The sequence below is a fragment of the Acetobacterium malicum subsp. dehalogenans DSM 11527 genome (genome assembly GCF_000472665.1).
Lineage (GTDB): Bacteria > Bacillota > Clostridia > Eubacteriales > Eubacteriaceae > Acetobacterium > Acetobacterium malicum.
This window is the reverse complement of sequence record NZ_AXAC01000031.1, coordinates 33,625-59,992: the sequence shown is the minus strand read 5'-3', so window position 1 is coordinate 59,992 and position 26,368 is coordinate 33,625. Positions and strand designations below refer to the sequence as shown.

At 44.3% G+C, this 26,368-nt stretch carries 26 protein-coding genes and 1 pseudogene; 6 read left to right on the top strand and 21 right to left on the bottom strand.

What is annotated here, in order from left to right; genetic code table 11:
* Positions 1 to 170 (top strand): annotated as a pseudogene (locus A3KS_RS23510) (IS110 family RNA-guided transposase); the annotation flags it as partial.
* A 130-nt stretch (positions 171 to 300) separates the two neighbouring features.
* Here A3KS_RS23510 and argJ read toward each other — a convergent pair.
* Together argJ and argC are read right to left on the bottom strand one after the other, a co-directional pair.
* Positions 301 to 1,524, bottom strand: a complete 1,224-nt coding sequence (gene argJ, locus A3KS_RS0112710; RefSeq protein ID WP_026395242.1) for a bifunctional glutamate N-acetyltransferase/amino-acid acetyltransferase ArgJ — start codon at positions 1,522 to 1,524, stop codon at positions 301 to 303.
* 42 nt (positions 1,525 to 1,566) lie between these two features.
* Entirely contained in the window at positions 1,567 to 2,607 is a 1,041-nt protein-coding gene (gene argC, locus A3KS_RS0112705; RefSeq protein ID WP_026395241.1) for an N-acetyl-gamma-glutamyl-phosphate reductase, read from the bottom strand.
* Positions 2,608 to 3,006: 399 nt separating this feature from the next.
* On the opposite strand from argC, the gene A3KS_RS0112700 reads away from it, so the two are divergent.
* The 4 genes from A3KS_RS0112700 to A3KS_RS0112685 all read left to right on the top strand — a co-directional run bounded on the left by A3KS_RS0112700 (position 3,007) and on the right by A3KS_RS0112685 (position 8,296).
* On the top strand, positions 3,007 to 4,224 hold the full coding sequence (locus A3KS_RS0112700; RefSeq protein ID WP_026395240.1) for an argininosuccinate synthase: 1,218 nt from the start codon (positions 3,007 to 3,009) through the stop codon (positions 4,222 to 4,224).
* A 6-nt stretch (positions 4,225 to 4,230) separates the two neighbouring features.
* A complete protein-coding gene (gene argH / locus A3KS_RS0112695) occupies positions 4,231 to 5,610 on the top strand; it encodes an argininosuccinate lyase (RefSeq protein WP_026395239.1) in 1,380 nt (459 codons plus the stop codon).
* 164 nt (positions 5,611 to 5,774) lie between these two features.
* Positions 5,775 to 6,437: a TetR/AcrR family transcriptional regulator gene (locus A3KS_RS22695; protein WP_026395238.1), complete on the top strand. Its 663-nt coding sequence runs from the start codon at positions 5,775 to 5,777 to the stop codon at positions 6,435 to 6,437.
* A 680-nt stretch (positions 6,438 to 7,117) separates the two neighbouring features.
* Positions 7,118 to 8,296, top strand: a complete 1,179-nt coding sequence (locus A3KS_RS0112685; protein ID WP_026395237.1) for an MFS transporter — start codon at positions 7,118 to 7,120, stop codon at positions 8,294 to 8,296.
* Between the two features lie 89 nt (positions 8,297 to 8,385).
* Here A3KS_RS0112685 and A3KS_RS0112680 read toward each other — a convergent pair whose 3' ends face one another.
* Entirely contained in the window at positions 8,386 to 9,234 is an 849-nt protein-coding gene (locus A3KS_RS0112680; protein ID WP_026395236.1) for a DMT family transporter, read from the bottom strand.
* Positions 9,235 to 9,357: 123 nt separating this feature from the next.
* Between A3KS_RS0112680 and A3KS_RS0112675 the strand changes: the two genes are divergently transcribed.
* Entirely contained in the window at positions 9,358 to 10,890 is a 1,533-nt protein-coding gene (locus A3KS_RS0112675; protein WP_026395235.1) for a YifB family Mg chelatase-like AAA ATPase, read from the top strand.
* A 102-nt stretch (positions 10,891 to 10,992) separates the two neighbouring features.
* On the opposite strand, the gene lgt is transcribed toward A3KS_RS0112675, so the two are convergent.
* The 18 genes from lgt to scfB form a co-directional block, all read right to left on the bottom strand.
* Positions 10,993 to 11,778, bottom strand: a complete 786-nt coding sequence (gene lgt, locus A3KS_RS0112670) for a prolipoprotein diacylglyceryl transferase (protein WP_026395234.1) — start codon at positions 11,776 to 11,778, stop codon at positions 10,993 to 10,995.
* A gap of 2 nt (positions 11,779 to 11,780) precedes the next feature.
* Positions 11,781 to 12,350, bottom strand: coding sequence for a phosphate propanoyltransferase (pduL, locus tag A3KS_RS0112665; protein WP_026395233.1), 570 nt, complete (start codon positions 12,348 to 12,350; stop codon positions 11,781 to 11,783).
* Between the two features lie 64 nt (positions 12,351 to 12,414).
* On the bottom strand, positions 12,415 to 14,154 hold the full coding sequence (gene recN, locus A3KS_RS0112660; protein ID WP_026395232.1) for a DNA repair protein RecN: 1,740 nt from the start codon (positions 14,152 to 14,154) through the stop codon (positions 12,415 to 12,417).
* A gap of 10 nt (positions 14,155 to 14,164) precedes the next feature.
* Positions 14,165 to 14,614, bottom strand: a complete 450-nt coding sequence (locus A3KS_RS0112655) for an arginine repressor (RefSeq protein WP_026395231.1) — start codon at positions 14,612 to 14,614, stop codon at positions 14,165 to 14,167.
* An 84-nt stretch (positions 14,615 to 14,698) separates the two neighbouring features.
* Positions 14,699 to 15,571, bottom strand: coding sequence for an NAD(+)/NADH kinase (locus A3KS_RS0112650; protein ID WP_026395230.1), 873 nt, complete (start codon positions 15,569 to 15,571; stop codon positions 14,699 to 14,701).
* 13 nt (positions 15,572 to 15,584) lie between these two features.
* The gene (locus A3KS_RS21210; protein ID WP_035356223.1) at positions 15,585 to 16,412 is read right to left on the bottom strand and encodes a TlyA family RNA methyltransferase; all 828 of its coding nucleotides are present in this window, start codon (positions 16,410 to 16,412) and stop codon (positions 15,585 to 15,587) included.
* 62 nt (positions 16,413 to 16,474) lie between these two features.
* On the bottom strand, positions 16,475 to 17,371 hold the full coding sequence (locus A3KS_RS0112640) for a polyprenyl synthetase family protein (RefSeq protein WP_026395229.1): 897 nt from the start codon (positions 17,369 to 17,371) through the stop codon (positions 16,475 to 16,477).
* Complete coding sequence (xseB, locus tag A3KS_RS0112635; RefSeq protein ID WP_026395228.1) at positions 17,368 to 17,586, bottom strand: exodeoxyribonuclease VII small subunit; 219 nt, start codon at positions 17,584 to 17,586, stop codon at positions 17,368 to 17,370. The genes A3KS_RS0112640 and xseB overlap by 4 nt, the downstream gene beginning before the upstream one ends.
* A complete protein-coding gene (gene xseA / locus A3KS_RS0112630; RefSeq protein WP_026395227.1) occupies positions 17,586 to 18,797 on the bottom strand; it encodes an exodeoxyribonuclease VII large subunit in 1,212 nt (403 codons plus the stop codon). The genes xseB and xseA overlap by 1 nt, the downstream gene beginning before the upstream one ends.
* Entirely contained in the window at positions 18,797 to 19,765 is a 969-nt protein-coding gene (locus tag A3KS_RS0112625) for a Kae1-like domain-containing protein (RefSeq protein ID WP_026395226.1), read from the bottom strand. The genes xseA and A3KS_RS0112625 overlap by 1 nt, the downstream gene beginning before the upstream one ends.
* Positions 19,752 to 20,168, bottom strand: coding sequence for a transcription antitermination factor NusB (nusB, locus tag A3KS_RS0112620; protein ID WP_026395225.1), 417 nt, complete (start codon positions 20,166 to 20,168; stop codon positions 19,752 to 19,754). The genes A3KS_RS0112625 and nusB overlap by 14 nt, the downstream gene beginning before the upstream one ends.
* A gap of 48 nt (positions 20,169 to 20,216) precedes the next feature.
* Positions 20,217 to 20,561 carry an Asp23/Gls24 family envelope stress response protein gene (locus tag A3KS_RS0112615; protein ID WP_051355856.1) on the bottom strand — a complete coding sequence of 115 codons (345 nt, stop codon included), beginning with the start codon at positions 20,559 to 20,561 and terminating at the stop codon, positions 20,217 to 20,219.
* 19 nt (positions 20,562 to 20,580) lie between these two features.
* Complete coding sequence (locus A3KS_RS0112610) at positions 20,581 to 21,015, bottom strand: CD1247 N-terminal domain-containing protein (RefSeq protein WP_026395223.1); 435 nt, start codon at positions 21,013 to 21,015, stop codon at positions 20,581 to 20,583.
* A gap of 1 nt (position 21,016) precedes the next feature.
* Entirely contained in the window at positions 21,017 to 21,574 is a 558-nt protein-coding gene (efp, locus tag A3KS_RS0112605; RefSeq protein WP_026395222.1) for an elongation factor P, read from the bottom strand.
* A gap of 77 nt (positions 21,575 to 21,651) precedes the next feature.
* The gene (gene prmC, locus A3KS_RS0112600) at positions 21,652 to 22,536 is read right to left on the bottom strand and encodes a peptide chain release factor N(5)-glutamine methyltransferase (RefSeq protein WP_026395221.1); all 885 of its coding nucleotides are present in this window, start codon (positions 22,534 to 22,536) and stop codon (positions 21,652 to 21,654) included.
* Positions 22,537 to 22,617: 81 nt separating this feature from the next.
* Entirely contained in the window at positions 22,618 to 22,833 is a 216-nt protein-coding gene (gene rpmE, locus A3KS_RS0112595) for a 50S ribosomal protein L31 (RefSeq protein WP_026395220.1), read from the bottom strand.
* A gap of 83 nt (positions 22,834 to 22,916) precedes the next feature.
* On the bottom strand, positions 22,917 to 24,683 hold the full coding sequence (gene rho / locus A3KS_RS0112590; protein ID WP_026395219.1) for a transcription termination factor Rho: 1,767 nt from the start codon (positions 24,681 to 24,683) through the stop codon (positions 22,917 to 22,919).
* Positions 24,684 to 25,010: 327 nt separating this feature from the next.
* Positions 25,011 to 26,360, bottom strand: a complete 1,350-nt coding sequence (gene scfB, locus A3KS_RS0112585) for a thioether cross-link-forming SCIFF peptide maturase (protein ID WP_026395218.1) — start codon at positions 26,358 to 26,360, stop codon at positions 25,011 to 25,013.
* Positions 26,361 to 26,368: the final 8 nt, after the last annotated feature.

Below are 26,368 nucleotides of genomic sequence, written 5' to 3'. Positions count from 1 at the left end.
TCATGGATGCTCTTATCAAGACCAAGCCACAGGATGATGCTGTTTATCAGTTTCTCGATAAGAAACGTGCCCAAGGCAAGCCTTACTATGTTTACATGACCGCAGGCGCTAATAAGTTTCTGCGTATCTACTATGGACGAGTAAAAGAATACCTGCTATCTCTTTCATAACACTCACCACAAATATCCTTATCTTCAGACCAACGATAGTTGCTGGTCTTTTTGTCGTGCTTCATTATCTTGAATATAACTTTTTACAAAACTTTCAATTTCCTATTGACTTTTTATTTGCAGGCTTTTTTTAACTTCGATAATCGCCATTGATCTTAACATAGTCGTAGGATAGATCACAACCCCAGGCCACAGCTTTTTCGTCGCCTTCTTCCATTTCAACCGCAATATAAATATCTGTTTCTGATAACACTTTTTTAGCTTCGTCTTCGTCAAAAGCGATCGGGGCGCCATCATTTAAAAGGGTAATCATCCCGGCCTGACTGGAAAAAACCAGGGAAACCTTTAACGGATCAAAATCAGCCCCGGAATAACCCAAGGCGCAGAGCACGCGTCCCCAGTTGGCATCTTCCCCAAATAACGCTGTTTTGACCAGACTGGAAGTGATCACCGATTTTGCCAGCTTGCGGGCGTCATCCTTTGTTTTGGTACCATGGACTTCCACTTCGACAAACTTGGAAGCACCTTCGCCATCGCGAATAATTTTTTTGGCCAGGGTTTTATGAACATAAATAAAGGCTTCTTTAAAGATCTCATAATCCGGGGTATTTTCCTGCAAGGGCAGATTACCAGCCATCCCGTTGGCAATCACTGTGACCATATCATTGGTACTGGTGTCGCCATCCACGGAGATCATGTTGTAGGTATCGACCGTGGTTTCTTTTAGGAGTTTATCAAGCAGGGCCGGTGCAATCTTTACGTCAGTCGTCACAAAGGACAACATCGTGGCCATATTTGGATGAATCATCCCCGAGCCCTTGGCCATGCCGCCGATCTTCACTGACTTCCCGCCGATTTCCACTTCAACAGCGATGGTCTTTTTTATCGTATCGGTGGTGAGAATCGTATTAGCGGCAATATCGCCGTCTTCCTGGCTGTTTCCCAATTTTGGTCCCAGGGTCTCAATCCCATAAAGAATTTTTTCCACCGGTAAGATCACCCCGATCACCCCGGTTGAGGCGATCAGCACATCCTCTGGCTGCAAATCCAAAACCGCAGCCGCCTTGTTGGCTGTAGCCACCACCGCTTCCTCCCCTTTTTGTCCGGTACAGGCATTGGCGTTGCCACTGTTGACCACCACCGCCTGCTTGTAGGGATTACTCATCACTTTATTACACCAGAGAATCGGGGCCGCCTTGACAACATTCGTTGTTGTCATAATACTGGTTGCGCCTGGCACTTCCGAAACAATCATCGCCAGATCATTTTTCCCGCTCTTTTTGATGCCACAATTGATCCCCCCGGTTTTAAAACCCGTGGGGGTTGTTACTCCGCCTGTCTTTATTACTTTCATGTCTTTACTCCTCGTATTATAATAACTTATCCGAATTTTTGTTTAGATTGGGAAATCGGCAATAAAATCGATGCCGGTTTTTTCAGCCAGACCAAAACAGATATTCATATTCTGAACTGCCTGGCCAGCGGCGCCTTTAATCAGGTTGTCGATGGCCCCCACTACAATGACGTGATTGGTCCGGGGATCGATGGTCAGGCCGATGTCGCAATAATTGGTACCTTTGACCCAGCGGGTTTCCGGCATCCGATTTTCCAGGATTCTAACAAAATACTCATCGTGATAGAAGTCTTTGTAAATCACCTTTACCTCTTCCAGGCTCAGGTCTGCTGTTAGCTTGGCATAGGATAAGGCCAGAATTCCCCGGTTCATCGGAACCAGATGGGGGGTGAACAGAATATTGAAGTCCTGCCCGTTTAACAGCCGCAATTCCTGCTCAATTTCCGGGGTATGGCGATGGGACCCAATTTTATAGGCCTTGATCGTTTCATTGCACTCAGAGTACATCAGCTCAGTGATCGTCCCCCGGCCGGCTCCGGTTACCCCGGATTTAGCATCGACAATGATACTGCTGGTATCAATGAGATTGTTTTTTAACAGCGGTGCCAGGCTTAAAATGCTGCAGGTTGTATAACAGCCGGGATTCGAAATGAGCCGAGCTTTTTTTATCTCCTCCCGATGCAATTCACATAATCCATAAACCGCTTCATTAAGCAATGGATGATTAAAATGTTCGGTTTTGTACCAATCTTCATAGACATCAATATCTTTAAGGCGGAAATCCGCCCCCAGGTCAATTACCTTTGTTTTCTCAAGTACACCCGCCGTAACGGTTTTGGATGCGATGCCATGAGGCAAGGCCAGAAAAACCACATCCGACTTTTCTGCCAGTACCTTGATGTCCGTTGCTTCGCAAACAAGATCGGTAACTGCTTCAAAATTTCCGTAGACATCACTGAATTTTTGCCCGGAAAAGCTTCTGGTTCCGATTGTCACTACTTCCACTTCCGGATGCCGCATTAAAATTCGGATCAGTTCCTGTCCGGCATAACCAGTTCCTCCGATAACAGATGCTTTAATCATTTTAATTTTCCTTTCCTTTCTTAATGCCTTTGTTATTAAGAATAGTAAGAGTTTAGGCAAATCGAGGCGCACAATCGATTCCCATAAGGAATCGGTACGGGGTTTATCTACAATCTTAATATTCTTTTTATTCCCATTAATAATCCATCAACACAAGTTCTCTAAACACATATTTTACCAAAATAAATAAGGTCTGTCTGTTAGTTTATGAAATTTATTAATATCTTATTTAGGTATTATACTCGACCCATTATGCATAATCAAGCGTTTTTATGTATAATTATTAATAAAGTGCAAACTTTTTCTTTTTATACTTGCATTTCATCTAAAATGATTGTATAATCATTCATGTAATTAAGTTTATTATACAAAAGAGATTGTTATCAGGAGGATATAAAATTGAAGAAAAAAGTAATTCTTGCCTATTCTGGTGGATTGGATACCACAACCATTATACCATGGCTTAAAAATACCTACGACTACGATGTTATTGCTGTCTGTGTGGATGTAGGACAGGGCACCGAACTGGACGGCCTTGAAGAACGAGCCCTTGCTTCCGGAGCCAGCAAGTTATATATCGAAGACGTAACCGATGAGTTTGTTGAAGACTTTGTCTGGCCAGCCCTTAAGGCTGATGCTATTTATGAAAAAAAATATTTATTGGGCACTTCCCTGGCGCGTCCCTTAATTGCCAAGGTACTGGTAAAATATGCAGAACTGGAAGGCGCTGAAGCCATCTGTCACGGCGCTACCGGCAAAGGTAATGATCAGGTCCGTTTTGAATTGACCATTGGCGCTTTAGCACCACAGTTAAAAATCATTGCTCCCTGGCGAATTTGGGATATTAAATCCCGGGAAGATGCCATGGACTACTGTGTCATGCATGATATCAAGGTGCCGATGTCGATCAGCAACAGCTACAGCCGCGATAAAAACATCCTACATATGAGTCATGAAGGTCTGGAGTTGGAAGATCCATCTTTAGAACCACAATATAAAAAATTACTACAGATGACAACCCCCCTTGAGGAAGCCCCCGACGAAGCTGAAGTTGTCAGTCTTGACTTTGAAGAAGGGATTCCGGTCCGATTAAATGGTGTTGAAATGACTGGCCGGGAACTGCTTGAACAACTCAACATCATCGGCGGTCGTCACAGTATTGGCGTTGTGGATTTAATAGAAAATCGGGTGGTTGGGATGAAGTCTCGCGGGATTTATGAAACGCCCGGCGGTTCAATCCTCTATAACGCCCACGAAGAATTGGAACACATGTGTCTCGATCGTCAAACCTTCGGCTTTAAACAACAGGCGGCCGTTAAGTTTGCCGAGTTAGCCTACAATGGCGAATGGTACACGCCCCTTCGTGAAGCTCTAACCGCTTTTGTGGATGAAACCCAAAAAACGGTTACTGGTAATGTCCGCCTGAAATTATATAAAGGTAATATTATCCTGATTGGCGTAACCTCACCTTATTCACTTTACAATGCTGAAATTGCCAGCTTTACCACGGGTGATCTCTATGATCATAAAGACGCTGAAGGATTTATTCATTTATTTGGCTTACCGCTTAAAGTTCGCGCTTTGATGCGACTCAGCCGAGAAGAAAAAGGGGAATAAAATAGTATGAAAAAAATGTGGGGAGGTCGGTTTTCTAAAAAAACCGACCTTTTAACTGATGATTTTAACTCGTCCATATCCTTTGATCAACGCCTTTATAAACAGGATATCACCGGAAGTATTGCTCATGCCCGAATGCTGGGGAAACAGAATATTATTGATTCCAAAGAGTCTGAACAGATTATCGAAGCCCTGGAAGCGATTCTTCTCGACATCGAATCCGGAAACATCGAATTTTCCGTGTCCATGGAAGACATTCATATGAACGTCGAAGCCATTCTGACCGAACGGATTGGAGATGTCGGCAAAAAACTCCATACCGGCCGCAGCCGCAACGATCAGGTTGCCACCGACATGCGCCTCTATGTCAAAGAGATTGCCGATGACAGCAAGTCACTGATCCAGAATCTGATCCTCACCCTGCTGGATCTGGCCGAAGATCATACCAATACCATCATGCCGGGCTATACCCACCTGCAGCGGGCCCAACCGATTACCTTCAGCCATCATCTGATGGCCTATGTTGAAATGTTTAAGCGCGACATGATCCGAATGACCCAGGTAAAAGCCATGGCCGACACCTTACCGCTGGGTTCAGGGGCTTTAGCCACCACCACCTATCCGCTTGATCGGGAAGCAGTGGCAGCCGAGCTGGACTTTAGCTATGTTTCACTGAATAGTCTGGATGGGGTTTCTGACCGGGATTTCTGTCTTGATTTTCTGGAGGCTGCCTCTGTTCTCATGATGCATCTCAGCCGTTTTTCAGAAGAGATCATCCTCTGGTGCAGTAGTGAATTTAATTTTATCACCCTGGATGACGCCTTCAGTACTGGCAGCAGCATTATGCCCCAGAAAAAGAATCCCGATATTGCTGAACTGGTCAGAGGTAAAACCGGCCGGGTGTATGGCAATCTGATGGGTCTGCTCACCACCATGAAGGGGATTCCGCTGGCTTATAATAAGGATATGCAGGAAGACAAGGAACCGGTATTTGATACCTACGATACCATTAAAATCTGTCTGATCACCTTTGCCAAAATGATCAAAACTCTGACCGTCAATAAAGACACCATGAAAAAGGCGGCTGCCGGCGGGTTTTCCAATGCCACTGATGCCGCCGATTGGCTGGTTAAACATGGGGTTGCTTTTCGTGACGCCCATGAAATCATCGGCAAGCTGGTATTTTTTGCTTTAGAACAGCAAAAAAGCCTGGATGAACTAACTCTGGACGAATATAAACGTGTCTCGTCCGTTTTTGATGAATCGATCTTTGCCGCCATTGATTTGAATGTCTGTGTCAATCAGCGAAATATTATTGGCGGACCGGCTGAAGAACAGGTTCGTAAAGCGATTGCCCTTAATCATCAATGGCTTGCCCAAAACTAGAATACTAAGTCTGCTTTGCCATGCCCTACCAATTTGTTCACGTTATTTGTTCACGTTATTTTTCCACTTACTTTGTCTTGTTTTTCACAAAGAACTATGGTATTATTTAGAATAAATAAATTTGCTATTAAACTAAACTAAAATAACGAAATAGAGAGTATGATATGGGAAAATACAAGGTTGGTAAAGAAACAAAGGAAAAGATTTATGAAGCTTCCAAAGCCTTATTTTATGAAAATGGCTATACTAGTACAACTTGCCTGAAAATCGCCAAGGAATCCGGAGCGAATGTTGGTCTGATCAACTATTATTACGGCTCAAAAGGCGGCCTGGGAATTGAAGTATACAACGAAATCATGTCTGCTGTCAAAGCGAAGGTCACCGAAAATCTGGATAAGTTGGGGATTGAAACGACCCTTTTACTCCAAACCGCCATCGAATGGCGGGTATTAAACAATAATATGCGCTTCAATAAAAATTTCAGCCGTTTTTATTATGATTTGCTGGGCGAAAATGTTCTCTATAAAGAGCAGAGTGTGGTTACGGATTTTTACCGCAAACTGGCCGAAAGCTGTGATCTTCATTATAGCGACTTTGAAATCGCCTTTATTTCTTATGCCAGTGCCGGTGCTACCCAAGGCATTAATCTTGCTTACGATGCCGGGCTCATTGACTGCTCATCCCAGGATTTTATTAATTCCAGCATCCACCTGTTACTGAATAATATGGGACTTGATGCAAAGCTTAATGATCATGTAATTAACGAATCCCACGAAATTGAAAAAAAGTTTACCGTACGAATCGAAAAAAATTTCATTATCATCTAAGTCTATCCATTCGTTTGTTGTCCTGTTCCGATCATAACAGCGTCGTTTTAATACGACGCTGTTTTTTTGTCTCGAATTTATCCTCATTTTCATCACTTCATCCATTTCAATTTAATTGCAACTAATTTTATAGTCAAAAACGCGGCTACTTCAGATCCTTTTCTTAGCTAAAGTCACTGTAAATATATTATTATTTTTGTTTTAAACGTTTATTAATCCATATTTTTACCATTATTTTCGTAATTTATTATTTATATATATTTATGCTGGACAAACTAGGGTTAACGTGCTATTATCAAAATATAATTAAATATAACTAATATTGAACTTGAACAATTTATTAATCACTGAGTTTTAATAATCTATTATCATGCTATTTATCATTCAGTGATTGTAAATAGTGCATCAAGGGGTGAGTTTCACAATAATTTAAAAAGAAGGAGGGTAACTACAAAACGATACTCATTTCACTGATGATGTCATTTCCATCTGTTTGTACTGAACAGTAAACGCTTAACAAAGCTATCGCATTTATTTACTAAACAAGTTTTCAAAATCAGTACGATTGTTACCGATGCCAATGCATCCAACACAACCTATTCTAAAAATCCAGGGCTGTGTAAAAAACTAAAGTCTCCCTGTTTAATTCCCGGGAGATATCTTGAAGAAGAGGTGAACTTATGAAAAATAGTACTTTCTTAAAAATTGCTGTTCTGTCTGTATTCTTTGTCCAAATGGGTGTCGGAACTATTACTCCGGCAATCGCCAACATCGCCGCGGCATTCCCAGACGTCCCATTCACAACCTTGTTACTTGTATCCACCCTGGCTGTACTGATGTCTGTGCCAGCTACCCTTATTTCCGGCCGACTTGCCGGAGGTGCCGTTAAATACAAAACACTGTTAATCGTCGGTATGGTCCTCTTTATCGGCGGTGGTATGGCCCCTTATTTTATGACTACTTCCAGCTTTACGGCCATCTTAGCTGTCCGGGCCATCTTTGGAATTGGTCTTGGAATTGTCACCCCACTGGGTGCGGCACTAATTATCGCCTTCTTTGATGGTGAAGCCCGGGCCCAGATGATGGGTTTAAGTAACGTTGTTGCTAACATTGGCGGTATTCTTTTCCAGTTGCTTGGCGGGTTTGCCGCAACAATTTCCTGGGAATATGCTTTTTTAATTCACGGATTAGGTATCTTAACTTTAATTATTATTCTGTTCCTGCCGGAACCAGCCAAAGTGCCAGCTCAAGCCGCTGGTGAAGCCAAGCCAAAATTACCCGGGGCCGTGTTTGCCTTTGCCGGTTTGATTTTCTTTATGATGATCCTGATCTACCCGATGCTGGTCAACATGTCTACAATTATCGCAGTGAGCGGTATGGGTACTGCCGGTGATGCAGCCCTTGTCTTAACCATGTTCACCATCGGCGGAATGCTGGGCGGTTTGATCTTTGCTAAAGTTTTCGGTATTTTCAAAAGTAATACCATGCCTGTTGGCGTTGTCCTTCTCGCTGTTGCCATGGTCAGTATTGGTCTGGGAAACTCCATCGCCTTTATGTATATTGGCACCACCATTGCCGGCATTGGCTTTAGTTTTATCATGCCAAGTATCTTTATGAATTTAGGTGCCGCCGTTCATCCCAGCCAGATGCCAACTGCATCCGGAATCGTTATGGCATCGATGAATGTCGGCGGATTTTGTTCAGCCTACTTCTTTGCCTTTTTAGCTGGAATCATGGGTGTTGATATGACTGTCACCATTAAATTCCCTTTTTATGTATCGATGATTGCCTTCGCAGTTATTGGCATCGCGTTGCTGTTTATAAAGCCAAAACAACAAAGTGCTCCGCAACCGGAATAGAAACAAGCATTAACAAAAAGAGCCGTACATCCATAAAAGATGTACGGCTCTTGCATTTTGGGACGTTCTGATCTATTTCTCTCGCATCTTTAGCATTCTTCAATCTGGGCAATATCTTTCATCGGGATCATCGTCAAGGCGATGCCAAATAGTATAATGCCAAAACCAATCAATGAATTGACTGCAGGTATCTCACCCACAAAGAAAAAAACGAAGACCGGATTTAGAAGCGGTTCCAGAAGGGATACCATCGATGCTTTCAATGCTGAAATCATCCGTACTCCCTTAAAGAAGACCAGATAGGACACCCCAATTTGAAAAACTCCGAGAAAAATTAAACCCAACCACCCAGCCATAGATAATCCCGAAAAATCAATCTGGGTTGGAAACAATACCAGTATCACCAGGCAAAGGATGATATTATTCAGACCGATGATTGAATTATCTGAAACCGGATATTCTTTATCCATAAAATGCTGCACCATCGCATAAGCAATACCATTGGTCAACGCCAATAAATCACCCCAAAGATTTCCTCCCGCTGAAGCGCTGAAAATGACAATGATCCCAACGAGAATAAATAACCGTGGAATCAATTCTCGGCCAGTTATTTTTTTTCCACGAATCACATAATATAAATAAAGCCATAATGGCGCTGTGCATTGCAGGATGATGGCATTGGCTGCGGTTGTTATTTTGGTCGTGAGCACAAACATGATGCACAGATAGCAATACCCGATTGCCAGAACCAAATAGTTTTTTGAAACGCGCAGTTTTTTCCATTGAATCAGCGGCAAAAAAATAAGCCCGGCGATGAATGCCCGACCAAAAACGATGGTATAGGCATTGGCATTGATGAGCTTGATAAAAAACCCGCCGGTGCTAAACAATACCATGGCGATGAGCACATATAAGGTTCCCTTTGTTGTTTTATCCATCGATACCTCCTTTTCTATCTTTCAGCTTATTCTTTGATGATACCATATTCACTAAATTTTTTCTCTATATTTTTGCTTTTATATCCTGTATAATAACCATAATACGGTGGAGGTAAACTTTATATGTTATCACAGATAAAAAGTAGCGGACTGCTAGGTGTAAATGGCGTAATTGTCACTGTCGAAATCGATATTTCCCGGGGATTACCCTCCTATTCTCTGGTCGGCCTACCGGATACCGGTATCAAGGAATCCAAGGATCGGGTTTTTTCGGCAGTTAAAAATAATGGCTTCAAATATCCGATGGAACGAATCACCATTAATCTTGCTCCCGCAGATTTGAAAAAAGAAGGTCCGGCTTTCGATCTGGCCATTGCTCTGGGTATTCTCAGCGCTTCAGATCAGCTGACCTGGGATCATCCCGAAAATTATCTGGTCATCGGAGAATTATCCCTCAGCGGCGAAATAAGAAGTGTCAATGGGGTCTTGCCAATGGTGCTGGCTGCCAAAGAAGCGGGAATTTCGAATGTTCTAGTTCCCTTTGTCAACCGCCATGAGGCGGCGGTAGTCCAAGATGTGAACGTCTATCCATTAACGGATTTTCACGAAGCCGTCTCTTTTTTAAAGAATGAGCTGATCATTGAACCTTTTACGGTCGATCTTACTGCTCTCCTGACTACGGAAAATAGCTGTCACAGCATTGATTTTTCCGATATCCGTGGTCAGGATTTAGCCAAACGCGGTTTGGAAATCGCCGCTGCTGGCGCTCACAACGTTTTAATGAGCGGTCCACCCGGCTCCGGCAAGACGATGCTGGCCAAGGGTTTTCCTTCGATCCTGCCGGATCTCACCCTTGACGAAGCCCTGGAAATCACGAAAATCCATAGCATTTCAGGATTATTGAAAAACCATTCTATCATTAGCAAACGGCCCTTCCGCTCTCCTCATCATACCATTTCCAAGGTTTCACTGGTGGGGGGCGGCCGGATTCCCAAACCCGGGGAGGTTTCACTGGCCCACCTGGGAGTGCTGTTTCTTGACGAACTGCCCGAGTTTCAAAAATCAGCCCTGGAAGTTTTGCGTCAGCCCATCGAAGATCAGGAGGTTACTATTTCCCGGATCAATGCTTCTCTGACCTTTCCGGCCAGCTTTACCCTGATCACCTCAATGAACCCCTGTCCCTGCGGTTATCTCACTGACCCTGCTCATGAATGCATTTGTACCCCCCAGCAAATTAAAAACTATCAGGGTAAAATCTCCGGTCCACTGATGGATCGTCTCGATATTTTTGTGGAGATCCCCAGCACCAGCTACGATGAACTTCAGACCAAACCCAAGGGTGAAAGTGAAACCTCACTCGCCATAAAAAGACGGGTCGATGCTGCCCGCGAACGCCAGAATCAACGCTATCAGGATCTCGATATCTTTTATAATGCCCAGCTGACACCCAAGCTGATGGAAACCTTCTGTCATCTTGGTCCCGCTGAAGAAATCCTGATGGAAAAGGTCTATACCAAGATGAAACTGAGTGCCCGGGGCTATCACCGAATTTTAAAGTTGGCCCGGACCATTGCCGATTTAGACGGATCGGAAACCATCGAGATCAGCCACTTATCTGAAGCAATTCAGTACCGGGGTATGACCCGATTATCGTAAAGACTTTTAGCTCAACCGAATTTTTACCCCGCCACAAAAAAAAGACTGTCAGTTTTTCCACTGACAGTCTTTTTGATCGATGCTGTATTTTTTATTTTCTTGTTATTTTTTCTTAACCAGTGAATTCGCAAATCGGTCTTCGTTTTTGCGTAGGTACCAGAGGCCACCAATACCTACCACCACCAATACCAGACTGATCAGTTGAGCTGTACGCAATCCCATAAACATCAAACTGTCGGTTCGCAGCCCTTCAATGAAAAAGCGTCCGACCGAATACAGACCCAGGTAAACAAAGAGCAATTCGCCGTCGACCTTTTTAATTTTATCTTCATAAAAAAAGAGAAAACCAAAAATCAGCACATTCCAAACTGATTCATAAAGAAAGGTCGGGTGTACCTTGATGATTCCCAGCGCAGCATCGTTCACAGTGATCGCCCAGGGCAAATTAGTTTGGGAGCCATAGGCTTCCTGGTTGAAAAAATTCCCCCAGCGCCCAATGGCCTGGCCTAAGGGCAGCGCCGGAATTAATACATCCGCTAAAGCGAAAAAGCTGATCTTCTTGACCCGGCACATAATCAACGCTACAATCACGCCAGCAATAATACCACCGTGGATAGCCAGTCCGCCATGCCAGGTCGCGATGATTTCGTCCGGATGAGCCATATAATAGTCAAAACTGAAGATGACGTAATAAAGCCGGGCTCCAATGATCACCGCTGGGGTCATATACAAAAAGAAATCCATAATGATCTCCGGGTCAATCCCGTATTTAGGTGCCCGTTTTATCGCTATGAACAGCCCAATCAGTAATGCCGAGGCGATTAAAACCCCATACCACCTGACTTCAAGGCCAAATGCGGTAAATGCTATCGGGTCTGGCGCTATCATAACTAAATGATCGTTGCGATTTGACCGTTTTTAGCTCCGGCAGCGTTTCCTTCTTCAACATCAAGGTGCATATCCAATTTGAAATCTGGATGAACCCGGACCAGTACGTTGTCAAATGTCAGACCACGGGGGCCATCCAGTTTAACGCAGACAACATCCTTGTCCTTTAATCCGTAAGCTGCTCCTTCTTCCGTACTCATATGAATATGTCGGGCGGCAACAATGGCACCTTTGGAAATTTCAACTTCTCCAGCCGGTCCGATTAATTTAACACCTGGTGTTTCAGCGATGTCTCCTGAATTACGAAGTGGTGCCTGGATTCCTAAACAGAAACCATCTCCGATTGAAACTTCCAATTGAGTTTCTGGTCGAACTGGTCCCAGAATCCGAATTCCTTTTAAGGTTCCTTTAGGTCCAACCACGTCAACTTTTTCTTCTGCGGCGTATTGTCCTGGTTGTGATAAATCTTTCATCGGTGTTAACTGGTAGCCTTTACCAAATAACGCCTCTAAATCTGCCTGGGATACGTGAATGTGTTTGTTAGATAACCCGATGGGTACTTTTCTTTCCAATTTATATCTCCTTAAATAAATATATTTTTAACAATCTTTATTCTATCTAATAACCAATGAAATGTTAAGATAATATTTTGTCTTCTTTACTTTTTTTTGATTTTTTTATCTTTTGGCTTAACTCCAGCATTTCCTGGGCATGGTCCCAGGTTTTTTGGGTCACTTCCGCACCACCCAGCATCCGGGAAAGTTCCTCTTTTTTACCCTTTTCATCCAGGGGTACAAAACTCACCTCCACACCATCATTTTGAGTATGTTTTTCCACCATAAAATGCTGGTCTGACATCGCCGCAATCTGAGGCAGATGGGTAATACAGATAATCTGCCGACCTCTGGGCGGGGTAACGCTAAGGGCCTGGATCTTTTCGGCCACCACCTGAGCGGTTCTACCACTAATCCCTGTATCGATTTCATCGAACACCATCGTTTCTATGGCATCGAGACCGCCAAAGATGCTTTTCAGACTCAACATTATCCGGGATATCTCGCCACCGGAAGCAACCTTGCCAAGCGGTTTTGGGTCCTGGCCAGGATTAACCGAAATTAAAAATTCGACAATATCCTGGCCGTGGCTGCTAACCCGATTTGGATCATGGGCCACCGATATTTCGACCTGTACCTTTTCCATGGCCAGCTCTCCCAGTTCTTTTTCAAGAGCAGTCTTTAATGCCCCGGCAGTCTTTAAACGCAATTGATAAAGACTGTTGCTGATCTTATAATACTTATCTTGAATACCGCTTAATTCCTGATAATATGCTTGCAGACTTTCATCTCGGTTCAACAAACTTTTTAAGCGGATGCTGATTTCCGCAGCATAAGCGAGAATTTCGTTAATATTATGACCATATTTCCGTTTAAGCCGGGCAATGACACTGAGCCGGGTTTCGATTTCGTCCAGATCACCCAGATTGTACTCCATATCTTCCAGATAGGAGCGGATCTCAAACGAAAGGTTTTCCGTTTCACTTAAAATACCATTGACCGTTTCCAGTTTATCTTCAAAACTGCTGTCAATTCTGGTAATTTCGGCAATGCTTTCTGCCAACAGACTCAGGGCATCAAGAATCGGATTCTGATCGGTGTTTTCCCCTCTGAGTAATTCATAAGCCCGACTGGTATGTGAAAAAAGACGCTCCCGATTTTCCAGAATCCGCTTTTCCCCTTCCAGTTCTTCATCCTCACCAACAACCAGGGTCGCGGCTTCAATTTCGTTGATTTCAAACTGCAGGGTTTCTTTTTCCCGTTCCAGTTCCCTTTCATTGGTTTCCAGCTCAGCAATCAAATCCTCAATCCGTTTGATCTCACCGGCATAAGCGGCTGTCTGTTCCCGATATTTCTGGCTTTTTTCACCGCCGAAAGCATCCAGTAATTGACGATGATTCTCCCGTTTGAATAACGATTGGTGTTCATGCTGGCCATGGATATCGATAAGCTCATCCCCGATCGTTTTCAGCTGTGCGACGGTGATAATTAAACCATTCGCCCGACAGATATTGCGGCCCCGATCATCCATTTCGCGGATCAGAATTAGCTGGCCATCTTCCATCGGGATACCGAACTCTTCGCATTTTTGAAGCAGTCCTGGTTGTTCGCTAATATCAAAAAGCCCCTGTACCGTCATCTTATTTTTTCCCTGACGGATGTTTGTTTTGTTGCCCCGATTCCCCAGAACCAGAGTTAATGCGTCAATGACAATGGATTTTCCGGCTCCGGTTTCCCCGGTGATCACATTGAGTCCCGGATCGAAATCAACCGCCAGATGGTCAATCAATGCATAATCGTTCACAACGAGATTTCTCAGCATAGAGCCCTCCCTATTTCATCAACTTTTTGAATTTTCCCACAATTTCACCCACCATGTCCCGGTTGCGGACGAGCACGAAGATGGTATCATCCCCGGCAATGGTTCCGACAATTTCACACCAGTCCATCGAGTCGATGGCCAGAGCCGCCGCCTGGGCCATGGCTGGCAGGGTTCTCAGGACAATGTTATTTTCAACATAATCGATGGTTAAAACCGATTCCTTGAAGACAGCAGTAACGCGTTCGTTATAAATCGTGCCGATATCCTTAAGGGGGGCATAGTGCTGAATACCATCGTGACTGCTCACCTTGATCAGTTTTAACTCTTTGATATCCCGGGAGATGGTAGCCTGGGTCACCGGAAAACCGGCGTCTTTTAGGGCCTGGGCCAGCTCTTCCTGGGTTTCGATGAGATTATTTTCGATGATTTCAATTATTTTTAATTGTCTTGATACTTTCATGTCTTTTTCTTCCTCCTCCAAAGCTAAGTTAAGCCCACTGCCATGCTGTCATCTTTATTGTTTTTTGTCCTGGCCGATGTTTTTCTAATATTCGCTGGAAAGCTTGATTCGCAGCCGGTCATAGCTACTCATCTGGTTGAGCCGGATCAACCGGGTGCAATAGGTGGCTTTTTTGACCTTAACTGCATCTTGGGGCGTAATCGTAACCGTGGTCTGACCATCAAAGGTGACCATAATATCTTTTTCACGATCACCAAATTCCAGCTTGATCACCTCATCCTCAGGCAAAATATAGGACCGGTCATGGAGTCGATGAGGACAGATGGGATTAAGGATCATGACGTTGGCCCGGGGTGCCACCACCGGCCCCCCGGCAGCCAGTGAATAGCCGGTGGAACCGGTGGGGGTGGCGATAATCAACCCATCAGCTCGAAATTTATCAATTGTCGAACCGTTGGCTTTGGCCTCTATATCCATCATCCGAAAGCCTCGGCTTTTGACCAGGACATCGTTCAAGGCCATATAAAAACAGGCACTTTCATTCTCTTTTTTAATACTGCAACTTAACATCATCCGTTCTTCGATATAGTAATCGCCAGAGCTTAAATTTTTCAATGTATCTTGATAATTGCCGGCTTCGCCTTCGGTTAAAAAACCCAGCTTGCCAAGATTGATTCCAAAAATTGGAATGGAATAAAAACAAACCTTTCGGGCAACAAACAAAAGTGTGCCATCCCCCCCCAGCACCAGAATACAATCCGGTTTTCGATAGAACAGGTTTTTAGGATAATAAACAACGCATTCGTGGGGATATTTAATCTGGCCTTCCAGCAGGGCTATTTTAAACCCGTGACGGATTAAATAGTTGATGCATTTTTCTGCAAGCGCAGGGCTGTCCGGTTTATCCATATTGAGATAAATACCGATTTCCTTAAAGTTTTTAAATTCAGCTTCCAATCTTACTCACTTCCTATTCGTCTTGAGGTTCTTTCTTTTTTTTGCAACTTTCATGGGCAATGGTTACCACCTGATGAATTAATGCTGCCCAGTTTTCCTCAATCTCCGGCTCAGTATTTTCAACAAAAACTAAAAACTCAATATTACCCTTGGGCCCCTGTATCGGAGAAAAATCCAGACCTTTTAATAAAAAGCCCTGATTTTCGATGGCAGTCATGACCTCAAACAAAATCGACTCATGCACTTTTTTATCCCGGATAACGCCGTTTTTACCGATTCTTTCCCGCCCCGCTTCAAATTGCGGCTTAATCAGCCAGATTCCCCGAGCTCCGGGTTTCATCAGCAATTTGATGGCTGGGATCAGTTTGGTGATCGAAATGAACGAGACATCCATAACGGTGCCGTCAACCATCTCGGTAATATTTTCTGCTGTCAGATACCGAAAATTAGTCCGCTCCATGGAAACAACCCGCGGATCGTTTCGTAGCTTCCAGTCCAGTTGTCCATAGCCGACATCCACTGCATACACTTTTTCAGCGCCGTTCTGCAACAGACAATCGGTAAAGCCGCCCGTGGATGATCCGATATCAATAAAGGTTTTGCCCGCCACTGGCATCTCAAAAACAGCCAGTCCCTTTTCCAGTTTTAATCCCCCGCGACTGACATAGGGCATATCACTGCCTTTAACCAGAATCGTCGCCTCAGTGTCGACCAGATCGCCTGCCTTGTCCTTGACCTGGTCATTAACCTGAACCAACCCGGCCATAATGGCTTTTTTAGCGCGCTCCCGGGTATCAAAATAATTCAGGCTTACTAATAATTTATCTAAACGTTCTTTCAATTTTTCCTCTTTTCATGGGTCCATTTTCATTTTTTTATTTTTTCCAATAGTAAACCGCAGTTTTATTTCCGGCGACGGCAGATATAGCTGGCCAATTCCTGGAGAAAGGCGGTTCGCTCGCCAATCGGTTTAAGCATTTCGATGGCTTCCATTTCGAGTTCATCGACCCGCAGTTTTGACGCTGCCAGACCATAGAGCGACACAAAGGTCGATTTATGGTTTTTTTCGTCACTGCCGATCGGCTTGCCCAGATCCACTTCGTTGCCTTCAATATCCAAGATGTCGTCAACAATCTGAAATGCCAGGCCAATCCGGTGACTATAGCTGATCAGCCGTCCCTGGGTGGCCGGTTCCGCTCCGGCGATGATGCAGCCGCTCAAGACACAGGCTTCCAGCAGGGCGGCCGTTTTGTGTAAATGGATATAGTCCATTTCATCGAGACCGATCACCTTGTCTTCACTGAGCATATCCGCCACCTGGCCACCGATCATGCCCCGAATACCGGATGCCCCCATGATGCATTTCATGGCAGAAAGATAGTTTAACAATGTCTCCCCAGTAAGTCTCTGAGTTCCCTGAAGCATCGTTTCAACCGCATAATTAAGGAGTCCGTCCCCAGCCAGAATCGCCATCGCATCACCATACACCTTGTGGTTGGTGGGCTTCCCCCGGCGCAGATCGTCATTATCCATCGCCGGTAAATCATCATGGATCAATGAATAGGTGTGGATCATCTCAATCCCCATGGCCAGGGGTTTGATTACCTCTATATCCCCTTCCAGAGCCCGGCAGGTTTCCATCATTAGAATCGGCCGAAGCCGTTTGCCGCCGGCAAAAAGGCTGTATTCCATGGCTTCGATAATCACTTCCGGGGTATCCAAATTTTGCTGAAAAACTCTTTCCAGTTCCTTATTCATTTCAGCCACTCGATCATTGAGCTGCGTTTTGAAATTGCTCACACTTCCACACTCCCCTCGAATTCCTTTTCTTCGCCATCAATCATGATCGTTATTTTTCCTTCCAGGGTGTCCAAATCGGCACTGCACTCGTTGATCAGTTTCATCCCCTCTTCAAACAATTTCATCGATGCCTCGATTTCCTGATTATCTTCTTCTAATAGTTCGGCAATGGTCTCCAGGCGACTCATTTTAGTTTTCAGTTTTTTTACTGCCATTATTTATTCTCCTTCGTGGATTGAATGTTTGCCTCAGCTTCGCCATCCGCAAAATGGAGGGTCACCAGCTGATCGACTGTTAAACCGGTCACCGCAACAATTGGTGAACCATTGTTATCCGTCACGCGAACATAGCCTTTTTTTAGCACATTCACAGGGCTCATGGCTTCGATCCGGGTTTTAACATTGATCAATTGCTGTCGCTCATTTTTAATCCGGTTATTCAGTGCCCGGATCATCCGGTCATTAATGACATCGAGGTGCAGCCGCATTTCTTCGATTCGTTCTTTGGGTCGAAACCGCAGGATTTCTTTTTTCATCCGCGTTAAAATTTCGCGGTTCTTATCGATTTTTACTTCCATAATCTCAATCAGACGGTTTTTCTGAGTAACCAGAGCCCGAACCATACTCAGGGTTTCTTCGGCTACCAGTTCGGCCGCGCCAGAAGGAGTGGGTGCCCGTAAATCAGCCACAAAATCGGCAATGGTATAGTCAATTTCATGGCCCACGGCTGAAACGATCGGCAATTCCGATTCAAAAATGGCTTTAGCCAGTTGCTCATCGTTAAAAGCCCACAAGTCTTCAATGGAACCGCCGCCCCGGCCGATAATAATCACATCCACTGACTGGGCGGCATTAAAGGCCCGAATCCCTTTGATGATATTCCCGGCCGCTTCATCACCCTGAACCAGACTGGGATAAATGACAATATCCATCAGGGGATTCCGGCGTTTGATAATTGAAATCATATCTTTGACTGCTGCTCCAGATGGAGAAGTAACCAGACCCACCCGACTGATGATTTCCGGCAGCTTTTTTTTATGCTCCTGGTCAAAATAGCCGCTGGCTTCCAGCTCTGCCTTTAATACCAGATAGGCCTGAAACAGATCCCCCAGGCCCTGGGGTTCCATGGACCGGACCGTAATCTGATATTGGCCACTGGGCAGATAAACACCTAAGCTCCCCCGCAGCGTCACCTTCTGACCTTCCTTGGGCAGGAATTTAAGTCCAATGGCGGCATTTTTAAACATCACGCAATCAATTTTACTGCCGGCATCTTTCAGGGAAAAATACAGATGACCTGATGCCGCCCGTTTGACATTGGATAGTTCTCCCTGGATCACCAGATTTCGCAGCAGACTATTGGATTCCAATAGGGTTTTAAGATATTGGTTAAGCTCCGATACACTGAGTATTTTTGCATTTGTCACTACTCACACCTCATGCTTTTATAATAATCCATTCCCAGCAGGGCATTTCCGGCGGCATTATCCCGGGAATATTCCCCCGGTGAAAAACAAAGCTCCAGTCCGGTCGCTTGCAGTTCATGTTCCAGAATTTTTTTGATAATCAAATTGGACATCACGCCACCGGAAAAGAGCACCGACTGAAAAGAATCTTTTTTGCGCAGTCCGGTAATGGCTTTTGCCAAGGTTTTGGCAATCGCTTTAAACACCAGATAGGCGACTACCTGCTGCTCCACGCCAGCCTCCAGAAGTCGTCGGGCCTGGTTTTCCTGGCCGGAAAAATGAAAATCCATACCCGCCATGGTGGTTGACATAACCAATTTGCGGTCTAATAAATCAGGTTCAACCTGGTTTGCCAGTGCTTCCAGGGCTTTGCCCGCGGGAAACGCACAGCCCATCAATACCCCAATTCGGTCAATCAGCTGTCCGGCATTGAGATCACGGGTTTGGGCGATGATTTCACAATCAAAACCAACTGCTTTTTTGTCGACCAATAAAATTTCTGATGTACCACCTGAAAAATGAACCGCGCAAAAAGTTGATGCCAACTCCGGAGTGCCGCTGCCATATATGGCTGCCCGCAGATGATTTTCCTGATGACTTACCGCCAACCGTTTGACCCCCAATACCCCGGCCAGAGAGCGAGCCAACGACTCCCCCGAACGAAAGACCGGCATATAGGAATCAGGCAACGGCCGGGGCCGTTCCGAATAGCAGATGACCGCAATTTCCCGACCCCGGGGCAGATCCTGAAGCAGCAGCGGCAAATGATGAACATGCTGAAAAAGGGCATCCGATTGACGAAGTCCTCTTTCTCCTGACTTCACTTCCAATAGGATGCCCTTGTTATAAATCATGTTTTCATTTTCGTCTACCAAGGCAACCGAAGTTGTATAATTACTGGTATCAATTCCAAGACTAAGGGCACTCATTAAGTTCGTCCTTAACTATTTTATTTAAAATACCATTAACGTAATTTTTTCCATCCTCGTCTCCGAATTTTTTCGTAAGCTCAATTGCCTCATTAATGACAACTTCAAATGGTACTTTTTCATCCATGTATTTCAGCTCACAAATGGCCAAACGCAGAATTGATTTTTCTACCTTTGGAATACGATCAATTTTCCAGGTGCTTTTGAGATAGTCATCAAGAATATCATCTATTTCCGGAAGATGAGCTTCGGTGGTCTCGATCAGGGTCTTTCCATAAGTCAGATCCAGCTCATTATCCTCTAAAAAATATGCAATACTTTCAGTGAAATCTCCTGGCTCCGGATGAAAATCTAATTGAAATACACCTTTTAACGCATATTCCCGTTCTTTTTTTCGACTCATGCGCCACTCCTTCAGATTCTATTATTTTATAAAAGGGGCTTTCGCCCCTTATTTGCCTGAACCTTCAATTCGGACATTAACCGCAGCTACCTGGAACCCGGCCATGGACTCCACCGCAACCTTGACTTTTTTCTGAATTGCTTTTGAAACCTTGATAATATCAACCCCGGGTTCGGTGATGACATAGACCCAAATCATCAAACCGGCCGGATCTCTGGCAATCTTAACACCTTTTGTTGTTGATGCCAGATAGAGCTTATCCATGATTTCATCGGTGATTCTCAATGAAATACGCGCCACACCGTTAACGCCAGTAGCCGCCAAGCTGACAATTGAAGCGATCATTTCGTCATTGATATTCGGTGACTGATTGTTTTTCATTTCTATTTTCATTTCAAATTACCTGAGTTCTTTAGATTTCCTGGTGACAGTCACAACCATCTTCGCCGCAGCATGATGCAACTTCTTCATTTAATTTAAAGGGGGCGCCACAGTCCGGGCAGGCCACCGTATTATTTTCAAACGACTCAAATTCGGTGATATAGATATTTCCACATTCGGGACAAATGATCTCGTAGTAATCTTCTTCATCAAAATCAAATTCGTCATCATCTGAAAAATCTTCGTCTAAAATAAATTCCTCTAAATCAGAGAGATCATCATCAACCATTTCCACATATTCTTCCAGCTCTTCCTGAGCCTCAGTAATGCCATCCAGGGCATCAACGATGTCTTCAAGAATATCCAATACCTGAACCAGTACCTTGCCTTCGTTGGAAGCCTGATCTAGTTCCAGACCATCTACCAGGCCTTTGGTATAAGCGACTTTTTCATTAATATATTTCATTTTATACCCTTTCCATGTAATCACCCGTACGGGTGTCGATGCGAATCTTATCACCTTGTTCCACAAACAGCGGTACCGTGATAATTGCGCCAGTTTCGACAGTTGCTGGTTTATTTGCGCCGGTTGCGGTGTCGCCCTTAAAGCCGGGATCTGTCTTAACAACTTCCAATTCCACAAAGTTAGGAGCAGCTACTGAAAAGGCCACACCTTTCAGGGATTTCACGGTGGCAATATCATTTTCTTTCAGATATTTTAGCGCTTCTTCCACCTGGCTCAAATTCAATGGAATCTGCTCGTAGGACTCCAGATCCATGAAGTAGTACAGCCCACCATCTTCATATAAGTATTCCATTTCTCGGGTTTCAACCTGTGCTTTCGGATAACGTTCCGTCGGGTTGAATGATTTTTCTACCACTGCTCCTGTGATAACATTTCGAATCTTGGTTCGAACAAAGGCTGCGCCTTTACCTGGTTTTACGTGTTGAAATTCGATGATCGTAAATGTATGACCATCCATTTCAAAGGTTACACCTTTTTTAAAATCTCCTGCTGATACCATGTTTACCTCCGCTATGCATATGTTAATTTTTTCTTTTCAATTCAATGTTATTATTCTATCACAATTCTGGAGCGCCGTCATCCCAATTTATTATTATCCCCGGGTTTCAGATCAGATAATTTACCGGTGAGACAGCGAACGTGTCCGCTCAGATCCCGAATCGTTTTTATCTCTTGATAACCGTTTTTCGCTAAAAGGTCAGTGACTGAGTCTGTCTGGTCGTCGCCAATTTCCAGGGCCAGGAGACCGTCTTTTTCCAAAAATTGATGAGCTGCCGCAATGATTCGCCGATAAAAATCCAAGCCAGACTCGCCGCCGTCCAGGGCCAGATGAGGTTCATACGCAATAATATCCCGGGCTAGCCCACTCATCTCTGCCCGCCTGATATACGGGGGATTGGAGACAATCACATCAAAGGTTTCGCCCTGGGGAATGGCGGCAAATAAATCGCCCTGATAAAGCGAAAGATCCCCCTTGACCAGTTGGGCGGCATTAATTTTTGCCACCGCCAGTGCCGCCTCCGAAAAATCGCTGAGACTGACGATGGCCGGCTTAAAGTATTTCTTGATCGAAATGCCAATGGCCCCACTCCCGGTGCACAGATCCAGAACTTTAGCCCCTTCCGGGTAGTTGACCTGCAAATACTCAAGCAGATATTCCACCATCGGTTCGGTATCTGGTCGGGGAATTAGAACATCGTCATTAACAAAAAAGTCCATCCCCATAAATTCTTTTTTTCCCAGAATGTAGGCGACTGGCTCTAGTTGACAGCGTCTTTTGATAGCGCTACGATAGGTTTCTATTCGTTCTAAGTCCACCACTTCCTGTGAATGGGTATAGAAATAGACCCGATCCTGATCCAAAATCCGACTTAGTAGAATCTCGGCTTCTAAACCGGGATATTCGATTCCGGCCTGAGCAAGCGTTAGCCGTCCAAAATCTAAAATCTCTTTGATGGTCATTTTTCCTACCTCAACTTCAAACTAAAAACCATTTTCGCATCTGAACAAGAAAAAAGCCGGTTACAAGAACCGACTTCTTTTTTATTCTGCTGACTCGTTTTTAATGCCGTATTTTTTATTAAATCGATCAACACGTCCACCAGCATCAATAAGTTTTTGTTTCCCTGTGAAAAATGGGTGACATACTGAACAGATTTCCACTTTTAATTCTGGTTTGATAGAACCAGTTTCAAATGTATTTCCGCATGCACATTTAACTATTGATTTGCCGTAATTTGGATGAATGCCTTCTTTCATCGAATCCACCTCGTTTCTTATTTATTTAATTGCTAATTGTTATTTTATCAACCGTGATATTATATCAAACTTTTCTTAAAAGATCAAATATTTTGTGCGTTATATTTATCAATAAATTTTTTCATAAACGCTTTGTTATCTTTGGTGCGTTCCAGAATCGAAATAATCTTATCGGTGAGATCATAAACCGTGGTTCCCTTGTAAAGCTTACGAATGTCAAAACTGACTTTCAGCTCTTCGGCGGTTAATAATTTTTCTTCCCGACGGGTGCCAGAACGGTTCAGATTGATGGCCGGGTAGATCCGCCGCTCAGCTAATTCCCGTTCCAAATGCAGCTCCATGTTTCCGGTACCCTTGAATTCTTCAAAGATAATATCATCCATGCGGCTGCCAGTGTCCACCAGGGCTGTGGCCAAAATGGTCAAACTGCCGCCTTCTTCCACATTTCGGGCCGAACCGAAGAATTTTTTTGGAAAGAATAACGCTTCCGGATCAAGCCCCCCGGACAGGGTTCGGCCTGAAGGCGAAACTACCAGATTATTTCCCCGGGTCAGCCGGGTTAAACTATCAACCAGGATAACCACATCTTTGCCCTGTTCAACTAGCCGCTTACCCCGTTCCAACACGATTTCAGCTACCTTGATGTGATTCTCGGGCGGCTGATCAAAGGTTGAATAGACAATATCCGCATCGATGGATCGCTTCATATCGGTGACTTCTTCCGGCCGCTCGTCCACCAGCAGGATAATCAGTTCGATTTCCGGATGATTGGTAGTAATGCCGGTGGCGATTTCCTTTAACAGAATCGTTTTCCCAGCTTTCGGTGGTGCTACAATCAGTCCCCGCTGACCTTTACCCATCGGTGAAAACAGATCGATCATCCGGGTTGACACAACATCCTGGGTTGTTTCCAGGGTGATCCGTTCTTCTGGAAAAATTGGTGTCAACCGTTCAAATCGGGGTCGATTGGCAATTTTTTCGGGGATGTCACCGTTGACTTTTTCCACATAAAGCAACGCGTCAAATTTTTCATTTTCGCCGGACATCTTAATTTTCCCCAGGATTTTATCGCCAGTACGGAGATTAAAGCGACGGATCTGGTTGGCCGCCACGTAAATGTCGTGGTCACCGGATAAATAATGATTGGTTCTCAGAAAACCAAACCCATCCGGGTTGACATCCAAAATCCCTTCCTGGGAGTTTTTAAAGCGGTCCAGATCCTTTTTATCATCGACGTAGAGCATACTATTGATCTTCTGGATAATGTCCGCAGTTTTGGTGCCATTGACCTTTTCCAGAAATAACATCGCTGAATATTTTTCACCAGTTTTAGGCGGACGGACCTTGCCGCTAAGGACATCGCCAGTTTCCAGTTTGAACTTCTGTATTTGCGAACCGGAAATATAAACGAATTCCTCATTGGATTTCATTTCCTTGTTTTTAACAAAACCAAAACCTTCCGGCAGGATTTCCAGATTTCCTTCCACCACCACGACATTATCCATGGAATCTTTGATCTTATAATAGGGTGAACGGGCACCATTTCCATTCGATCCATTAGTGATCCGCTGATTGGTCTGGCTCGGCTGTTTTTCATGAATATTTTTTTCAGTTGGTGTTTTTTCCGGTATTTCTTTATCGTCTGTCAATCGTTCTTTTTCCTTTATCTCGTGATGATGCGCGTGCTGATGATTTTGAAGATCAGCTTGATCTGCCGAGGATTCCAATTTTTCTTCGATGGCCTCGATGAGTTCAATTTTTTTAAGTCGGCTTGTTTTTTCGATACCCAGATGCTCTGCCTGTTTACGCAATTCAACAACCGTTAAATCTTCCAGTGATTTCTTTTCCAATATGTGCCTCCATGGGTTTTAGATGGTGTTGTAGTTGATCTTAGAATGAATGTTTTGATTTTATTTAATTGAATATTATGCTTCAAGTCGCAGAATAATCTGAAGGTTTGGTTAATGCAGATACCTTAATCTACCACAAATATCCATTCTTGTCAAAAAAACCAGGTGACACTTTACTATTTGCTATTTTTTCTAACTGGCCTAGTACCGACAATTGTTACATCATGTTGTACGCATCGGAGCGGACACGGCAGAGCCTGTCCGATTCCGCAGCGAACAACAGATTAACAATTGGTCGGTACGGTAGTTCACGCCAACCCCAACAGCTTATTCCTGTTCGCCCTCGATAATTGAAATCATAATGGCGTTTTCGACCCGCCGCCGCTCAATTTCACAGCTGACGAAATGGGGTTTCATAATCGTGCCGTTAAAGTTATAGGCGTTGGCATGACAACCACCGCCGCAGAAATATTTAGCCCAACAGGTTTGACAGTCTTCTTTTTCCAGCAGATTTCCGGCATCAAAGATTTTTTTGATTTCGCCGTTGGTGATGCCGTTGTTCACGTCCCCCATCTTAAAAGCTTCATTGCCGACAAACTGATGGCAGGGATAAATGTCCCCTTCCGGTGTCACCGCCACATAATCCTTACCGGCCCCACATCCAGACAGGCGTTTGTAAACACAGGGACCATGATCGAGATCGACATTAAAATGAAAAAAGTTATAATTAAGCCCTTCCTGATGGCGTTTCAGGTAAGACAAGGCCAACGCATCATATTCTTCCATAATGACAGGCAGATCCGATTCGGTCAGGGCGTAATCGTGGGTTGCCTCAGCCACCACCGGTTCCACCGAAATACTCTTAAAACCCTCTGCCGCCAAAAACTGAACATCCTTGGCAAAGTCAAGATTATGATGGGTATAGGTGCCCCGGACATAATGATCCTTGTCACCCCGCATTTTTGCCATTGCTTTGATATTATCGATAATCACATCAAAGGAGCCCTGATCATTGACAGTTTGCCGCATCTGGTCGTTGACGTCTTTTCGGCCATCCAGACTGAGGACAATATTGTCCATGGTTTCATTAAGATATTCCCGGGTTTCAGCATTGAGCAATACCCCATTGGTAGTCATCGTAAATTTGAACTGCTTATCGTTTTTGGCGGCCATTTCATTGCCATACACCACCAATTGTTTGACCACATCGAGGTTCATCAGTGGTTCTCCGCCGAAGAAATCCACTTCCAGGTTTTTTCGGTTTTTGGACTGGGCGATGATAAAATCAATGGCTTTTTTTCCTATTTCCAGCGGCATCAGCAGCTTTTCCCCATCAAAGTCGCCCTGGGCGGCAAAACAATAGGAACATTTCAGATTGCAGTCATGGGCCACATGAAGACACAGGGCCTTGATTAGATCTTCATTGGCATAGTTTTCTCGTTGATAGTTCATCTCCCGAAATAACAACCCGGCGGCTTTAACGCCGTCCAATTCATCCAGACATTCATTGATTTCCGCCAATGGATATTTCCCTTGATAGCTGGCAATCATTTCGGTTCTGGTCTTATCTTCATAGTGATCCAATAGATCATAAGTCAGCTCATCGACGGTCAACACGGTGCTGGTATCCACATCCAACACAATATTGAGATTGTTCTTTTTATATTTATGTATCATTTTTTCTC

Bases quoted from the DNA above. Each gene is read 5' to 3' on its own strand.
- argJ (WP_026395242.1), bottom strand. From the start codon at position 1,524: ATGAAAGTAATAAAGACAGGCGGAGTAACAACCCCCACGGGTTTTAAA.
- argC (WP_026395241.1), bottom strand. From the start codon at position 2,607: ATGATTAAAGCATCTGTTATCGGAGGAACTGGTTATGCCGGACAGGAA.
- argH (WP_026395239.1), top strand. From the start codon at position 4,231: ATGAAAAAAATGTGGGGAGGTCGGTTTTCTAAAAAAACCGACCTTTTA.
- A3KS_RS22695 (WP_026395238.1), top strand. From the start codon at position 5,775: ATGGGAAAATACAAGGTTGGTAAAGAAACAAAGGAAAAGATTTATGAA.
- A3KS_RS0112685 (WP_026395237.1), top strand. From the start codon at position 7,118: ATGAAAAATAGTACTTTCTTAAAAATTGCTGTTCTGTCTGTATTCTTT.
- A3KS_RS0112680 (WP_026395236.1), bottom strand. From the start codon at position 9,234: ATGGATAAAACAACAAAGGGAACCTTATATGTGCTCATCGCCATGGTA.
- A3KS_RS0112675 (WP_026395235.1), top strand. From the start codon at position 9,358: ATGTTATCACAGATAAAAAGTAGCGGACTGCTAGGTGTAAATGGCGTA.
- lgt (WP_026395234.1), bottom strand. From the start codon at position 11,778: ATGATAGCGCCAGACCCGATAGCATTTACCGCATTTGGCCTTGAAGTC.
- recN (WP_026395232.1), bottom strand. From the start codon at position 14,154: ATGCTGAGAAATCTCGTTGTGAACGATTATGCATTGATTGACCATCTG.
- A3KS_RS0112655 (WP_026395231.1), bottom strand. From the start codon at position 14,614: ATGAAAGTATCAAGACAATTAAAAATAATTGAAATCATCGAAAATAAT.
- xseB (WP_026395228.1), bottom strand. From the start codon at position 17,586: ATGGCAGTAAAAAAACTGAAAACTAAAATGAGTCGCCTGGAGACCATT.
- A3KS_RS0112625 (WP_026395226.1), bottom strand. From the start codon at position 19,765: ATGAGTGCCCTTAGTCTTGGAATTGATACCAGTAATTATACAACTTCG.
- nusB (WP_026395225.1), bottom strand. From the start codon at position 20,168: ATGAGTCGAAAAAAAGAACGGGAATATGCGTTAAAAGGTGTATTTCAA.
- A3KS_RS0112615 (WP_051355856.1), bottom strand. From the start codon at position 20,561: ATGAAAATAGAAATGAAAAACAATCAGTCACCGAATATCAATGACGAA.
- A3KS_RS0112610 (WP_026395223.1), bottom strand. From the start codon at position 21,015: ATGAAATATATTAATGAAAAAGTCGCTTATACCAAAGGCCTGGTAGAT.
- efp (WP_026395222.1), bottom strand. From the start codon at position 21,574: ATGGTATCAGCAGGAGATTTTAAAAAAGGTGTAACCTTTGAAATGGAT.
- prmC (WP_026395221.1), bottom strand. From the start codon at position 22,536: ATGACCATCAAAGAGATTTTAGATTTTGGACGGCTAACGCTTGCTCAG.
- rpmE (WP_026395220.1), bottom strand. From the start codon at position 22,833: ATGAAAGAAGGCATTCATCCAAATTACGGCAAATCAATAGTTAAATGT.
- scfB (WP_026395218.1), bottom strand. From the start codon at position 26,360: ATGATACATAAATATAAAAAGAACAATCTCAATATTGTGTTGGATGTG.